The sequence below is a fragment of the Acinetobacter sp. TAC-1 genome, assembly GCF_029025845.1.
Taxonomy (GTDB): domain Bacteria; phylum Pseudomonadota; class Gammaproteobacteria; order Pseudomonadales; family Moraxellaceae; genus Acinetobacter; species Acinetobacter guillouiae.
The window spans coordinates 4,252,466-4,266,260 of the sequence record NZ_CP118892.1 but is presented as its reverse complement, the minus strand read 5'-3'; the positions used below and the strand labels follow the sequence as shown (position 1 = coordinate 4,266,260).

At 38.1% G+C, this 13,795-nt stretch carries 15 protein-coding genes; 7 read left to right on the top strand and 8 right to left on the bottom strand.

Annotation, left to right across the window (positions count from 1 at the left end):
• The first annotated feature begins 62 nt into the window (after positions 1-62).
• Both PYV58_RS19920 and PYV58_RS19915 read left to right on the top strand, forming a co-directional pair.
• Positions 63-764, top strand: coding sequence for a YafY family protein (locus tag PYV58_RS19920; RefSeq protein ID WP_034611595.1), 702 nt, complete (start codon positions 63-65; stop codon positions 762-764).
• A gap of 58 nt (positions 765-822) precedes the next feature.
• Positions 823-1,428, top strand: a complete 606-nt coding sequence (locus PYV58_RS19915; RefSeq protein ID WP_034611598.1) for a glutathione S-transferase family protein — start codon at positions 823-825, stop codon at positions 1,426-1,428.
• A 138-nt stretch (positions 1,429-1,566) separates the two neighbouring features.
• On the opposite strand, the gene PYV58_RS19910 is transcribed toward PYV58_RS19915, so the two are convergent.
• From PYV58_RS19910 to PYV58_RS19900, 3 genes are all read right to left on the bottom strand, one after another.
• The gene (locus PYV58_RS19910) at positions 1,567-2,238 is read right to left on the bottom strand and encodes a DUF1345 domain-containing protein (protein WP_034611599.1); all 672 of its coding nucleotides are present in this window, start codon (positions 2,236-2,238) and stop codon (positions 1,567-1,569) included.
• Between the two features lie 124 nt (positions 2,239-2,362).
• On the bottom strand, positions 2,363-3,271 hold the full coding sequence (gene hcaR / locus PYV58_RS19905) for a DNA-binding transcriptional regulator HcaR (protein ID WP_034611600.1): 909 nt from the start codon (positions 3,269-3,271) through the stop codon (positions 2,363-2,365).
• Positions 3,272-3,815: 544 nt separating this feature from the next.
• Positions 3,816-4,274, bottom strand: coding sequence for a GNAT family N-acetyltransferase (locus tag PYV58_RS19900; RefSeq protein ID WP_004718150.1), 459 nt, complete (start codon positions 4,272-4,274; stop codon positions 3,816-3,818).
• Positions 4,275-4,401: 127 nt separating this feature from the next.
• On the opposite strand from PYV58_RS19900, the gene PYV58_RS19895 reads away from it, so the two are divergent.
• The 4 genes from PYV58_RS19895 (at position 4,402) to PYV58_RS19880 (ending at position 7,746) form a co-directional block, all read left to right on the top strand.
• Positions 4,402-5,340 carry a cation diffusion facilitator family transporter gene (locus PYV58_RS19895; RefSeq protein ID WP_034611603.1) on the top strand — a complete coding sequence of 313 codons (939 nt, stop codon included), beginning with the start codon at positions 4,402-4,404 and terminating at the stop codon, positions 5,338-5,340.
• A 2-nt stretch (positions 5,341-5,342) separates the two neighbouring features.
• Entirely contained in the window at positions 5,343-6,473 is a 1,131-nt protein-coding gene (locus tag PYV58_RS19890; RefSeq protein WP_004718147.1) for an MBL fold metallo-hydrolase, read from the top strand.
• Positions 6,474-6,512: 39 nt separating this feature from the next.
• Complete coding sequence (locus tag PYV58_RS19885; RefSeq protein WP_034611605.1) at positions 6,513-7,031, top strand: hypothetical protein; 519 nt, start codon at positions 6,513-6,515, stop codon at positions 7,029-7,031.
• Between the two features lie 64 nt (positions 7,032-7,095).
• Complete coding sequence (locus PYV58_RS19880; RefSeq protein ID WP_034611607.1) at positions 7,096-7,746, top strand: hypothetical protein; 651 nt, start codon at positions 7,096-7,098, stop codon at positions 7,744-7,746.
• Positions 7,747-7,748: 2 nt separating this feature from the next.
• On the opposite strand, the gene PYV58_RS19875 is transcribed toward PYV58_RS19880, so the two are convergent.
• The 4 genes from PYV58_RS19875 to PYV58_RS19860 all read right to left on the bottom strand — a co-directional run bounded on the left by PYV58_RS19875 (position 7,749) and on the right by PYV58_RS19860 (position 11,346).
• Positions 7,749-8,147, bottom strand: coding sequence for a DoxX-like family protein (locus PYV58_RS19875; protein ID WP_034611610.1), 399 nt, complete (start codon positions 8,145-8,147; stop codon positions 7,749-7,751).
• Positions 8,134-8,580 (bottom strand): DCC1-like thiol-disulfide oxidoreductase family protein, encoded by a 447-nt coding sequence (locus tag PYV58_RS19870; protein ID WP_034611613.1) that lies wholly within the window; start codon positions 8,578-8,580, stop codon positions 8,134-8,136. Before PYV58_RS19870 ends, PYV58_RS19875 begins: the two co-directional genes overlap by 14 nt.
• Positions 8,581-8,683: 103 nt before the next feature.
• Positions 8,684-10,204 (bottom strand): catalase, encoded by a 1,521-nt coding sequence (locus PYV58_RS19865; protein WP_004718136.1) that lies wholly within the window; start codon positions 10,202-10,204, stop codon positions 8,684-8,686.
• Positions 10,205-10,710: 506 nt separating this feature from the next.
• Entirely contained in the window at positions 10,711-11,346 is a 636-nt protein-coding gene (locus tag PYV58_RS19860) for a TetR/AcrR family transcriptional regulator (protein WP_034611615.1), read from the bottom strand.
• A gap of 80 nt (positions 11,347-11,426) precedes the next feature.
• On the opposite strand from PYV58_RS19860, the gene PYV58_RS19855 reads away from it, so the two are divergent.
• Complete coding sequence (locus tag PYV58_RS19855) at positions 11,427-13,085, top strand: acyl-CoA dehydrogenase family protein (RefSeq protein WP_034611618.1); 1,659 nt, start codon at positions 11,427-11,429, stop codon at positions 13,083-13,085.
• Positions 13,086-13,298: 213 nt separating this feature from the next.
• Here the strand turns inward: PYV58_RS19855 and PYV58_RS19850 are convergent, their stop codons facing one another.
• Positions 13,299-13,493 (bottom strand): hypothetical protein, encoded by a 195-nt coding sequence (locus PYV58_RS19850; protein WP_034611620.1) that lies wholly within the window; start codon positions 13,491-13,493, stop codon positions 13,299-13,301.
• Between the last annotated feature and the right edge of the window lie 302 nt (positions 13,494-13,795).

Genomic DNA, 13,795 nt, shown 5'->3' with positions numbered 1-13,795 from the left:
TTGCAGATTGCCCTCAGCGTAAACTTAGATAAAACCAAAGAGATATAATAAGAAAATTGACCATGAGCCGTTCTATTCGATTACTCACTTTATTACAACTTTTACGTGAACAGCGTTATCCCATTACCGCGCAATGCTTAGCAGAACATTTGGAAATTAGTGTCCGAAGTGTTTATCGGGATATTGAAAGTTTACGTGACCAAGGTGTCAATATTGAGGGCAGTGCGGGCTTAGGATTTCAGCTGAAAGAAAACTTTTTACTGCCTCCGATGAGTTTGGATGAAACGGAAGTCGAAGCAGTGTTCTTGGCATTGCACTGGTTAAGGTCAGTGCCGGATCCAGCATTAAAAAATGCTGCACATTCAGTTTTGGCCAAACTCAATGCGGTATTGCCCAAGAATAAACAAGAACTGATTGATGAAACCATGCTTCGGTCTATCAACCATTGGCTTGTGGTTGATGAAAAAATTGTCGAACAAGTACGTCTAGCTATTCGTTATCAGGTCAAGATTGAAGTGCATTATTTAGACGAAAAACAAAATATCTCTAGCCGTATGCTTTGGCCTTTTGTCTTAGGGTATTTCAATGACAAAATGTTGTTGGCTGCATGGTGTGAATTACGTGAGGATTTTCGAAATTTTCGTTTAGATCGGATTCAAAAATTAACTGTGACCGAAATCATTTACCCAGAGTTTAAGCGCCATCTTTTTCAGGCATGGTGGCAAAAAGAGCTGCAAAAAAAATCCATGCTAAAAAGCTCCTGACAAAAACTGACACAGCCGCCCTTTATATTCAATACACCACTATAAAGGAATGGAAAAAATGGGCTTAAAACTATATAGCAACGCGCAGTCTAGAGGTCTTGTTATTGAATGGCTACTGATTGAGCTGGGTGCTGAATTTGAAAAAATTGAGTTGGCTTATCACACTGAAATCAAGTCGGAATCTTATCTAAAGATTAACCCATTTGGCAAAGTACCCACCTTAGTCGATGGCGATGTGGTGATTTATGAAATGCCTGCAATTTGCGCCTATTTGGCAGATAAGTTTTTTGATCAAGGACTTGCACCAGCACTGGATGATCCAAAACGTGGCTTGTATTTCCGTTGGTTATTCTTTGCTGCTGGACCGTGGGATGCAGCCACGACGGATCGCGCATTAAAAGTTGAGATTACCGACGAGCAAAAAATGCATATTGGCTATGGAAACTTTCAGGACACTTATACCGCTTTAATTCAGGGCTTGGAGCAGGCTCAACCATATCTATGTGGTGAGCAATTTACGGTAGCCGATGTGTTTGTTGGTTCCATGCTATTTTGGCAATTGAAGATGGCAGAGATTGAAAGCCATCCTGCAATTGAAAAATATCTTAATTCAATCAAAAGCCGAAAAAACTTAAGAAATAATCAAGCACTTTTTAGCGACTAAATCATCAAGACGATGCAAACTTAGCATGATCTCGTGCTGGGTTTGCATTGAGGTTTTTTAGTCACATTCAAGCGCAGAAAAATGATAAAAAACTTTGGAGATTGGCTTTTGGTGTTAATCCCTCTATTTTTACTTCAGTTAAATAAAACCTGCGGCAACATTAATACAGATCGCCAAAATCGTCGTGTTAAATCCATACGCCAAAAGGATATGGAGAATATTTAAAACGCGCATCGAACGAGATGTAATCGATACATCTGCTGTTTGTGCAGAAGTACCAATGACATAACTAAAATACAAAAACTCAGGGTAGGTTGGTTTAGGTGTTTTTGGAAAGTCCAATCCACCATCCTGATGATTCTCCACTGCCAAGTAAAAGTCATGTGCATAGTGAATAGCAAAAATAGTATGCATAAATAACCATGCAAAAATGATGGTTAAAATTGCTAAGGCGATATGTCCTGCTTTAACTCCAGTCACATCGGGCAAATGTGCCAATTCAATAATAATGGCAATAAAACACATGATGAGTGAGAGCACAACCAACAGCAAAATGATCCATTTGCTGGCATCCTGCTGCTGAGCACGCTTTAAAATATGCGCTTGATTGGTTGCCCAAAGCATTTTTATGGTCAGGATTAAGTAGACCAGAGTGGCAATATTCCAGCTGAATAATAAATTGGTTGACCATTGCCAATTTGTACTCAAAGACATCCCCATATACACAACTGCTGTAAGGAGAAAACTAATAAAGAAATATGGACGAGACAGAATACCTGATCGAAGTTGGTGAAATGCACGTCCTACCATGATGAACACCGCCTGAATTAAAAAATGATGGATATTTGAGCAAATAAAATGAGCATTAAGTTCGATTGGTTTAAGTCGTCATATTAAAAAATAAGCTTACGCTCTATGTCTTGTCGCAGCGGTCTTATTCTTGCTCTAAACGATTGATATCCAGATAAAATACCTTGGTTAATAGTTCAATGAATTTTTGTATTGCAACAGAGCCAGCACTTTTTCGGTAACTTACATACAAGTCTAGATAGGGAAGCTCAATCTCTAAAGGTCGAATGACAGTGTTATTGTTGATTAATGGCGCAATATAACTTGGCAAAATTGTACAGCCTAAGCCCGCTCCAACTGAGTTAATATTCAATGAAATATTGTCAGCTTTTTGGACGATATTCAATTCAATATGATTGTGTTTGGCAAACTCTAAAATGGTGTTGTGCAAAGTCGTGGATTGTTCTTCAGCAGGAATTATAAAATCGATCCCATTGAGCGCTTTAACAGGGATACGTTCATACTTGGCTAAAGGGTGATCTTTGGGTAAAACAAAAATTAACGGCTCACGGAGCACAAATTTACTTTCGATTTCATCATTATGAAAATTGTGCCTGCTAAAGCTGATATCTAGCTCACCCTTTTTCAATGCGCGCATTTGTTCAAGGTTATTTAAGCTCAATAACTCAATTTTTAGCTCAGGATTTTGTACCCTTAAATTCGGTAAGATATAAGGGAAAATCTTTATTTCAGCCACGGGTACAAACCCAATCCTTAACAATAGCTGTCTGGCTTTGGAGACCTGTCTTGCCATAGCAACAGCCTTATCGGCTTGTGCTAAAGTTAAGCGTGCTTGCTCCAGAAAAACAGCACCTTCTTCAGTAAGTTCAACTTTACGCTTGGTCCGGTTTAACAGCCGAACACCGACATCTTCTTCAAGATCTTTGATCTGCTGGCTGAGTGAGGGTTGTGCTGTATAAAGTCTCAATGCTGCTTTGCTAAAGTTGAGTTCTTCAGCCACAGTAATGAAGTATCTCAGATGTCGTAATTCCATATAACGCGTCCAAAGAATAATCCAAAAAATGTCTTACTAAGATTTTCAAAGAGTATAATCTATAAACAACTGTCAGGTGAAGACGATTATAGTATTTAGAAAATAAATGAACTTTTCAAAATCATTGTTATTTTAATATAGAAAATAACGTGGCGAATAATTGATAAAATATCTTAATTAAAACAAAAAATATTTCGCTAAGCCCTAGCCTAGAAGCCATCATCTGTACAAAGTTGCATCAATTTATCTACGGCCCTTACTTGTCATAAGCTTACTTTCAGGAATAGAAAAATTGATATCGATGTTTTAATTGATGTATCTCGTCATCAATCTATAATGATCCAAATTTATATGAAGGAACACTTGAAAAGTGTTTGATTGCACTGGTTTAAGTTGTTGCAATCTGTCTGATAAACATGATCATGCTGAGGATTACTAAAACCGACTTGGAGATAGGGGGCAAGGTCGGTTTCGTCATCATGGACACTCAGCTTGATCAGGGTGTTTATGATGATGTTTTTGATATCGCTCTATCTCAAAATACTTAGACGGAAGGCTTCTTTAGTTTCAAATGCAAAATTGGAAATGGATTACCTTCAGCATCAAGTTCCGAACGCGCAATTTGTTGGAAGTTATGTTTCTTATAAAACTCCAAAGCACGAATATTTTGTTCGTTGACATCTACCTCATGCGCACCTAACTCAAGGGCTTTTTGAATGAGCATGGAACCAATGCCTTGATCAAAAAATTTAGGGTCAATAAATAACATTTCAATCTTTTGATAAGCCAATCCCATAAACCCAACGATTTGCCCTTCACGTTCCACATGAAACAACTGCACATGATCAAAATAATGATGCTGAATGATGAGCGTTTTAATTTGTAAGATATGCTGTTCGTTTAAAAAGTCATGCGTCGCACGTACAGAGGCTTCCCAAATTTTTAATAATTGTGGATGAGACTGCGACGGAGTATTTAGAATATTGGTTAAATTGGGTTCCATAAAAGATTCACTCAATTGTGAAAAGCAACAAAAAATAAAGAAAAATCACAGATAGTTTCGCTAATATGAAGCAGGACAGATATAAAAATCAAATTGATGTATTTGATGATAAAAAACAGGACAATAAATGTCAGATTCCAACAAAATTGTTGTATATGCAGCACTTTTGGGCAATTTAGCCATTGCTCTGGTTAAGTTTGTTGCCGCTTATATTACAAATAGTTCGGCAATGCTCAGTGAGGCGGTCCATTCTGTCGTAGACACTTTAAATGAAATCTTATTGTTGTATGGTTTAAAAAAATCACAACAGCCTGCAAATTATCATCACCCCTTTGGTTATGGAAGAGAGTTATACTTTTGGGCCTTTATTGTCGCATTGTTGGTTTTTGCTTTAGGTGCTGTGGTTTCAATTTATCAGGGTATTCAACATATTCGTCATCCAGAAGTTATACAATCCCCATTGGTCAATTATGTGGTACTCGGGTTTGCGCTGCTTTGTGAGGGTACTTCATGGTTTATTGCGTTGAAAACATTTAAAAAGACCAAAGGTCAAATGGGATATTTTGAAGCCTTTCGTCGCAGTAAAGATCCGACAACCTTTACAGTTTTATTTGAAGACTCAGCAGCTTTAATTGGCTTAATCATTGCATTGCTGGGAATATTTTGTGCCCAGCAGTTTGATTTACCCGTTTTAGATGGTGTGGCTTCAGTGCTGATTGGGGTTGTCTTAGCCATCTCGGCCCTGCTTTTGGCAAGGGAAACCAAAGGGTTGTTGATGGGTGAAACAGCAGATCCAAAACTACGTCATAATGTATTGAAAATAGCTCAGGAAGATCCTGCCGTGTATTCAGCAAATGGCGTACTGACTGAACAAATGGGTGCACATCAGGTGATTGCTTCTTTAAGCTTAGAGTTTAAAGATAGTTTAACTTCAGATGATATCGAAGCCTGTGTGAACAGAATTGAAGCAAAGATTAAAAGTATTCATCCCGAAATCGTGGCATTATTCGTGAAGCCACAAACACAGCAAGTATGGCTTGAAAGAATGAAAGGGCGTTTAGAGTAATCATGTCGAAACAAGAGCCAATGGTCCGTCTTGAAGATACAACGGTACAAGACAACACAATGCAAAATAAGACTGTTCCATCTCAGCAAGTTCAACAATTGCATTATCGAATTGATACTGAAAATTGTCTGTCACATACATGGTATAAACCTGTATTTAGTGTGATTGGTTCAAATCAGCACAATGGTGAACGGTTCTTTAATGAAATACGTAAACCACAAGGGCGTAGCCGTTGGGATTTGATGAAATGGCTGGGTACCCGAAAATCATATACTTGGAATGTGGATACTCAAAAAGAATCATCAGAATTCTATGCGGCAAAACGTGTATTACCTCAGAATCGACCAGATGCTGATGAGCATGATTGGCAAATCTGGTTTGTGAGTCATGCGACTGTACTGGTTCAAATAGGTCCCTATAACTTCTTAACTGATCCTGTTTGGGCCGATTATGTTAGTCCGAAACATGGGCGTGGACCAAAACGTGTGATTCCTGCTGGAATTGCTTTAGAGCAATTGCCCGAGATTCATGCAGTTTTACTTAGTCATAATCACTATGACCATATGGATTTAGCCTCTTTAAGATGGCTACACAACAAATTTGCCATGCCAATCTATACAGGTTTGGGCAATGCCTGTTACTTGCCTAAAGAGTTCCATGTGATTGAGATGGACTGGTGGCAATCTGCATTATTTAAAAACTTAAAAATTATTTATACCCCTGCACAGCATGGTTCGGGTCGTGGTTTACGTGATCAGAATATTGCATTGTGGGGTGGTTTTTCTGTGGTATCGCAACATGGTCATTTCTTCTTTGCTGGCGATACAGGGTATTCACCGCATTTTAAAGAAATTCAAAAACGTTTAGGTTCACCGCGAATTGCGTTATTGCCAATCGGTGCGTATGAACCAAGAGCGTTAATGAAATATATGCACATGAATCCACAAGATGCTTTTCAGGCGCATTTAGATTTACAAGCCAAGCGCTCTTTGGCAATTCATTACCGTACTTTCCAATTGACGGATGAAGCGCGGGAACAGCCTGAGCAGGATTTACAAAAGGCCATGAAGAATTCATCAAAAATGGTTAATCCATTCTACTGTATCCGTGAAGGTCGTAAATTGGTGGTGTAGTGGGCCCTTATTGAGCCATAAAAATTGAAAACACTAAAAATGATAAAAATCTTATCCAGTACTTTGTTATTTTGTTTGGTGATGACTTCAGTCGCTGCAAAATCTATAGACCTAACTCAAGCGGCTAGGGCGGATTGTGTTTCAGATGCGCCTTGTGCTGTTGTAGACCAATCTGCAGCAGTCGAAGATTTTGAACCTGAGGATTATACGAAAAGTATTAAGCCTTCAAATGAAAAATATGATTTGGAAATGGGGGATAAATGGGAGCTGATATACCAAAATTCAGATACTCAATTCTTTGAAAATGATCTGCGATTGGCCGATACTATTCAGCTTGCTCAAGCTTGGGTTAAAAGTGTGAACCCAAAAAAACAATACACGATTAATTATTATCAAGTATTGTGTAAGGATCGGACATTTACACGACTTGAGCAGTTTAAAAGTCAGGACGATAAAAACTATAAACTGGTTAAAAAGGTCGAGCATTATCGTCAAACACAACCTTTTAGTCAGGCTGGTGAAATACTTCCAGTTTTGCAAAAGCTGTGTCAGGATTAGGGTGTATTTACCCAAACTAAAAAATAGTGTTGATTCCTGATTGAAAAATCAAGGGAGATGAATAATGAAAATAATCCAAACTTTATTGATGTTACTGGCATTATCCAGTACAGCTTTTGCTGAGACTCAAAATATACAAATTAATCAGAATAATTTTGAGTTGAAAACAGTGATGAATGAAGAAGAAGCCGACTTTTTGCGTAAAGATATTGAATTATATCGAAATAATCAAAAGCTGCTCACGCATACAATTTATTCAACCACGGGTGACTGCAGTATTCTCCAGATTGAATTGGGTGATTATGAGGTCAAAGATAACAAGATTATTTTTTATAGCTATTGGGCTTCAGGTGATCGGCAGGGGCTCTGGACCTATCCTTATGGTGTGCGCAAACAAACTTATACTGTGGATGCAAAGGGTAAAGTGAAATTAGTCAGTGCTGTACTATATGTTGAAGATATTTTGGGTGATCCGCTTAGCACAAACCCAGATGAGGAATACCTTCAATTTTTGCATACTGCTCCAAAAACCAAGCAACAACAACGTGCACTGAATGAATATATTCAAACCATGCAAAGTGATTATAAAGGTCGATTTGTGCATGGACAGGAACGGGCGCGCTTAATTCAAGAAGTGAAAAGCAAACTTGCCAAGCAAATTGCGACTGAAACCAAAGGATGGAAAGAGCAGTTTGGTACAAATGTGCGAATGTAAGTTTATTCGGCTTTTTGAGCATTGAGAAGTTGAATTGCGACAATAGACAGTGCAGCCATTGCAGTATTCATGATGAAAGGATTAAAGCCCTGCGCAAAATAGTGTGGATAAACGATCGCGACAACCAGTAAAAACAACAGCATCGCGATGATATTTAAATAATGCAGAAGCTTTGATTGTCTAAAAATAAGAAATAATCCACCAAATATGATTTCGCCAAATCCTGAGAGTTCAATAAGTCTAGGAATGGGCAACAATTGAATCCCTGTAAATTGCCAAAATTGTTGCTCTTCGATGACTTTATATATGATTTTAGGGATGAGCCCCTGATAGAACCATAAGACAGCCAGTGAAATATGAATGGTCAATAGGGCATTCTGAAGTGCTTTAAAATTTTGCATCAATGCTATGTTCCAAGAAATGTTTTTTATTTTCAGATGAAGGCAGTAAACACTGTTTAGTTGTACCAAATAAACGATAGCGATTTAAAGCGACTCGGCGGTATAGAAAATCTCGGATAAATTTGGGTATCCCATAACCCATTTTTAAATATGAAAAGGGTTGTCCTAAGCTTTCAATCACTTTTAAAAACGCAGTGGATTCACTATAGGCTTGCCCATTTTTAATCACCAACATGCTCTCAAATTGCTCAGTGGGCATTTGGTAATGTCTTAAGATGTCTTGTCCTAATGGTGATTGTACTGAAGTTAATTTAAATTGTGCCTGTGTATCATATTTGATTAAAAACTTTGCCCAGCCATTACATAACATACAGATTTCATCAAATAAAATGATGTCATGTTGTTGAATTATCGCTTCAATTTTCTGTTGCATGGCTTTACTCGCGATTGGGAGTTTCTTCAATATAGTGTATTTACACAAAATAAAAAACCGCCCGAAGGCGGTTTCTATTGAATGACTTTATATTGAGCTAGGCTTATTGAAAACCAGGATGACCTTTACCAGGATCACTATCGCGTGCAGCTTGTGCATCTGCAACAGTTAAGCCCAAGGCTTTTGCCACGCCTTCACCATAGGCGGGGTCACATGCATAACAGTTACGGATATGACGATACTTAATAAAATCAAGTGCATCACCCATCGCACCCGCCGTATTATCAAACAGTGCTTGTTTTTGCGTATCATTCATTAAATTGAATAAAGCGCGTGGTTGGCTGAAATAATCCGAATCATCTTGGCGGAAATCCCAATAATCTGCATCACCACTGATTTTTAATGGTGGTTCTTTAAACTGAGCTTGTTCCTGCCATTGGCTAAAACTATTCGGTTCATAGTGTGGTAAACCGCCATAATTTGCATCGACACGGCCTTGACCATCACGGTGATTAGAATGAACAGGGCAACGTGCAGCATTGACAGGAATTTGTTGATAATTCACACCCAAACGGTAGCGTTGAGCATCGGCATAGTTAAATAATCGCGCTTGTAACATACGGTCAGGTGAAACACTGATACCTGGAACTAAGTTACTTGGTGCGAAAGCCGATTGCTCTACATCAAGGAAGAAGTTTTCAGGATTTTTATTCAGCTCAAACTCACCCACATCAATCAGTGGATAATCTGCATGAGGCCAAACTTTGGTCAGGTCAAATGGATGATAAGGGACTTTCTCTGCATCTGTTTCAGGCATCACTTGAATTTGAAGCTTCCATTTTGGGAAGTTACCATTTTCAATCGAATCAAATAAATCACGTTGGTTACTTTCACGGTCTTTAGCAACAACCGCTTCCGCTTCAGCATCGGTTAAATTTTCAATGCCTTGTTGGGTGCGGAAATGAAATTTGACCCAAAAACGTTCATTGTTTGCATTGATAAAGCTGTACGTATGACTACCAAAACCATGCATATGGCGGAAGCTTTTTGGAATACCACGATCAGACATCACAATTGTCACCTGATGCAAAGCTTCAGGTAATAACGTCCAAAAATCCCAGTTGTTGGTTGCACTACGTAGATTGGTTTTAGGGTCGCGTTTTACGGCTTTATTTAAATCTGGGAATTTACGTGGATCACGCATGAAAAAGACGGGAGTGTTGTTTCCAACGAGATCCCAGTTACCTTCTTCGGTATAGAACTTAAGTGCAAAGCCTCGAATATCTCGTTCTGCATCTGCTGCACCACGTTCACCAGCGACAGTGGTGAAGCGTGCAAACATTTCTGTTTGTTTGCCAATCTGTGAGAAGATTTTAGCGCGTGTGTACTGGGTAATATCGTGAGTTACGGTAAATGTACCAAAAGCACCTGAACCTTTTGCATGCATTCTGCGCTCAGGAATCACCTCGCGTACAAAGTTGGCCAGTTTCTCGTTTAACCATAAATCTTGTGCCAGTAGAGGACCACGTGCGCCTGCCGTTAAACTATTTTGGTTGTCTACAACAGGTGCACCAAAAGCCGTTGTCAGGTGGGTTACAGGACATTTTTTTGAGTCTTGGCTCATTCTATTTCTCCATTTTTAATTAATCATGTATTCATTTTTGAATAGATGGAATAGATAAAGAATATTCGCTATTACATGACATTAACCGTAATTGAAAAACCAATATAGTGAACAATTGTTAAATCTAATTGATCTAAAAATAAATGATTTGTCATTTATTTTTAGAAACAACTTACCGGTCTCTATCTGCTTTAAAATACTGTTGTTTAAGGAAGAGCAAGCAATGTTTTAAAGCGATAACTTTACTTTAGAGTGATTTTTTATATTTGTGAAATTGATAAAAATATTATTATTGATTTGTTTTGGCGATTAATGGGCAGAGTTCTGCGTACTGATAAGAAAAACATTAATTCAGCTTTTATTTACGATAACAATGATGGTTTAAAATACAAAATAAATAAAAATCAATAGATTGGGTTTTTTAGTGAAAATGGACTTGGAAACATTCAGCTTGTCTTCATCCATTTGAGAATATTTTGCTAAACGAAAATTGATAGCATTCAATTTTAGAAAATCTGTTTTTTAATACATATAACGCTGTTTATGATTTGAACCATATCCGCCTCCAAAACTTTCCAATCCTTAAACTCAGGTTCAATCAACAATGTCTGCGAGACAAAACCATAGCAAATTCGTTGTACATTTAGACTCATCTGTTTAAGTTGTTCATCATCCTGAATAAAAGGTTTCAGCATGTTTTGCCACATCTCTACCATCATGGCATAACTTTTTTGATATGTTTCAATACTGGAAACCTGTCGTTCTAATAAGAAAGACTGGGCCCATAAAAATTGCTGTGCTTGAATTTGCTCAAGTTGAAAATGAATGATTTGCTGTAAATAGCTTTGAAAATCTGATTTTGTGGATAAGTCATACACGCTTTGTGCATAACTTTTTAAGACTTCTGCATTGCTTTTTACATGTTGGTGAATAGTTAAAGCAATCAAATCTTCCTTTTTAGAAAAATACTCATAGAACGTCCCTAAACCCACACCAGCAAGATCGGTAATTTCACGAATGGTAATTTTATTGGCAGGATGTTCATGTAAAAGCCGAACAAAACTTTCCATCAACGCTTCTTGCGTGATACGTGCCCTTGATTGGCGGGGTTTACGACGCACATTGATTGCAGGTAAAGCCATAAAAATAATCCGAACATCCTTGAAGGTATTTTCTTCTATACTGAATGCAATTGGTTAAAACAACAAGACAGGAATTCAGGATGAACACAGCAGAGAATTGGCAAACACATGAAATCAGCAATCAGTTTGACGAACTGCAAAATTATAATTTATTGACTACAGATCAAGTCTTACAAGAAATTTTGCAACGTTATGGCAGTCAGGATCAGCAACGCCTAACTGAATTCTCACAGATTGCGGGTTCTACTGAATATTATGAATATGCCGATTTGGCCAATCGACATACTCCTGAATTACATAGTTTTGATGCTCGTGGTCGCCGTAAAGATTTTCTAGAATTTCATCCTGCATGGCATAAATGGATGCGGCTAAATCGACAATTTGACACACACGCACATCCATTTAATCATCCACAATCAAGTTCAAAATGGGTCGATTGGGCGGCTCGATTTTTCCTGAGTGGACAAGTTGAGTGTGGCAATCTATGCCCTAATTCTATGACGTTAGGTAGTATTCCCTTAATTCAAAATGAACCAGAATTGTGGGCAAAAGTCGGTGAAAAGCTCTTATCGACGGAATACGATGAACGTGACATTCCGATTTCTCAGAAAAAATCAATTTGGTTAGGTATGGGGATGACGGAAAAGCAGGGCGGGTCAGATGTGCGTGCCAACGAAACACGGGCTGTTCCTGTAGCTGAGTCAGGACGTGGGCAAGCATATTTACTGACAGGGCATAAATGGTTCTTTTCTGCACCAATGTGTGATGCACATTTAGTCGTGGCAAAAACTGAACAAGATGGATTGGCCTGCTTTTTTGTACCACGTTGGCTGGAAGATGGGACAAAAAATCCGGTTCAAGTACAACGACTTAAAGATAAAGTGGGTAATCGCAGTAATTCAAGCTCAGAAGTTGAATTTAAAAATGCTTGGGGCATTATGATCGGTGAAGCTGGGCGCGGGATTCCCACGATTATTGAAATGGCAAACTATACACGTTTGACCTGTTCAGTCGGTTCAAGTGCGATGTTACGTCAGGCTTTGGTGCAATGTATTGCCTATACCCGTCAGCGTAAGGCCTTTGGTAAACATTTGGCGGAACAACCGTTGATGCAAGCGGTATTGGCGGATTTAGCCTTGGAAACAGAAGCAGCTATGCAATTGAGTTTTCATCTTGCGCATTGCTATGAGAGTGATGATGAATTATCTCTGGCATGGAGACGAATCATGACACCAGCAGCAAAGTTCTGGGTGTGTAAGCGTACTGTGGAGTTGACGGGTGAGATGATGGAAGTCTTCGGTGGCAATGGTTATGTCGATACAGGAATCATGGCGCGTATTTTTAAAGAAGCCCCTGTAAATACTATTTGGGAAGGTTCTGGTAATGTGATGTGTTTGGATGTATTACGTGCAATTCAACGTGACCGTGAATCAATTGAAGTCTTATTTAAATCATTTGCACAAGTCGCCTCTCAAGATTCAATTTTACAAGATGAATTACAAGCTTTATTTAAATTATTTAGTGGCTTACAAGCAGATGAATTGCAATTTATGGCACGTAGTTTAGTCAGTCGCTTGGTCATCTTGGCACAAGCTATTTTGTTGAAACAACATGCACCAGATTTTGTTGCAGATGCTTTTATTGCAACACGTTATAGTGCGTTTTATGGACGCGTGGTCGGAATGTTAGATGCGCAAGCTGTGGATGTAAAACGCTTATTAGATAGAGCTTTAGCTTAGTCCCTTCGAAAATGCAAAAAGCGGCATTATGTAAATAATGCCGCTTTTTTTAAGCCACTTTTATCAAAGTTCAAGCTTAGGATGTGTAATCGAAATTACTTTTGTTTTTTAAGCTTTTTTTTGAGCTTTTTCAATTTACCTTCGTGTTTGGAGATTTTTTCCAAACGTGCTTTGATTTTCTGTTTTAAAGATTTAACTTGCTTAGACATCATGTTACTCCTTAGTTTGAGTATCCGTTGGCTGATGTTTTTTGATAAAACTACGGATAAATTTTCTTAACTCACGTGCTGCACTGGTATCCATCGTTTCACAGAGTTGTAAAAACTGGTCACGCTCAGTACTGTTAATGCGAATTAAGAGTTGCCCATCTTTTTTATTCACCTTTGTCTTTTTGGGTAATTCAGCCATGACGTATTTATCCCCAAAGGTGATAATTCAAAAAATGTATATACAATATATATGCATTTTTTGAATTCGGCAAATTTATATTGTTGAAAATATTTAATATTTTTGTTTTTTATTGAAAGTTGTTGTAGTTAAGTTTTTATTTCAGTAAATAAGTTATTGTTATCGCAGTTTTTATCTTTTAATAAAAATTTGTTTGTGAGCGGAAGAATCAACAGTAGATTACAAGCGGATGCTTTTATTAAAACACCTTATAGTCTGTTTTATGGATGAGTTGCTGAAATGTTAGATGTGCAAGCTGTGGA

Excerpts from the sequence above, each read along its gene's own strand:
- PYV58_RS19850 (WP_034611620.1), bottom strand. The coding sequence starts at position 13,493 with ATGGCTGAATTACCCAAAAAGACAAAGGTGAATAAAAAAGATGGGCAA.
- PYV58_RS19870 (WP_034611613.1), bottom strand. The coding sequence starts at position 8,580 with ATGCAACAGAAAATTGAAGCGATAATTCAACAACATGACATCATTTTA.
- PYV58_RS19920 (WP_034611595.1), top strand. The coding sequence starts at position 63 with ATGAGCCGTTCTATTCGATTACTCACTTTATTACAACTTTTACGTGAA.
- PYV58_RS19890 (WP_004718147.1), top strand. The coding sequence starts at position 5,343 with ATGTCGAAACAAGAGCCAATGGTCCGTCTTGAAGATACAACGGTACAA.
- PYV58_RS19860 (WP_034611615.1), bottom strand. The coding sequence starts at position 11,346 with ATGGCTTTACCTGCAATCAATGTGCGTCGTAAACCCCGCCAATCAAGG.
- PYV58_RS19875 (WP_034611610.1), bottom strand. The coding sequence starts at position 8,147 with ATGCAAAATTTTAAAGCACTTCAGAATGCCCTATTGACCATTCATATT.
- hcaR (WP_034611600.1), bottom strand. The coding sequence starts at position 3,271 with ATGGAATTACGACATCTGAGATACTTCATTACTGTGGCTGAAGAACTC.
- PYV58_RS19915 (WP_034611598.1), top strand. The coding sequence starts at position 823 with ATGGGCTTAAAACTATATAGCAACGCGCAGTCTAGAGGTCTTGTTATT.
- PYV58_RS19865 (WP_004718136.1), bottom strand. The coding sequence starts at position 10,204 with ATGAGCCAAGACTCAAAAAAATGTCCTGTAACCCACCTGACAACGGCT.
- PYV58_RS19855 (WP_034611618.1), top strand. The coding sequence starts at position 11,427 with ATGAACACAGCAGAGAATTGGCAAACACATGAAATCAGCAATCAGTTT.
- PYV58_RS19880 (WP_034611607.1), top strand. The coding sequence starts at position 7,096 with ATGAAAATAATCCAAACTTTATTGATGTTACTGGCATTATCCAGTACA.
- PYV58_RS19895 (WP_034611603.1), top strand. The coding sequence starts at position 4,402 with ATGTCAGATTCCAACAAAATTGTTGTATATGCAGCACTTTTGGGCAAT.
- PYV58_RS19900 (WP_004718150.1), bottom strand. The coding sequence starts at position 4,274 with ATGGAACCCAATTTAACCAATATTCTAAATACTCCGTCGCAGTCTCAT.
- PYV58_RS19885 (WP_034611605.1), top strand. The coding sequence starts at position 6,513 with ATGATAAAAATCTTATCCAGTACTTTGTTATTTTGTTTGGTGATGACT.
- PYV58_RS19910 (WP_034611599.1), bottom strand. The coding sequence starts at position 2,238 with ATGGTAGGACGTGCATTTCACCAACTTCGATCAGGTATTCTGTCTCGT.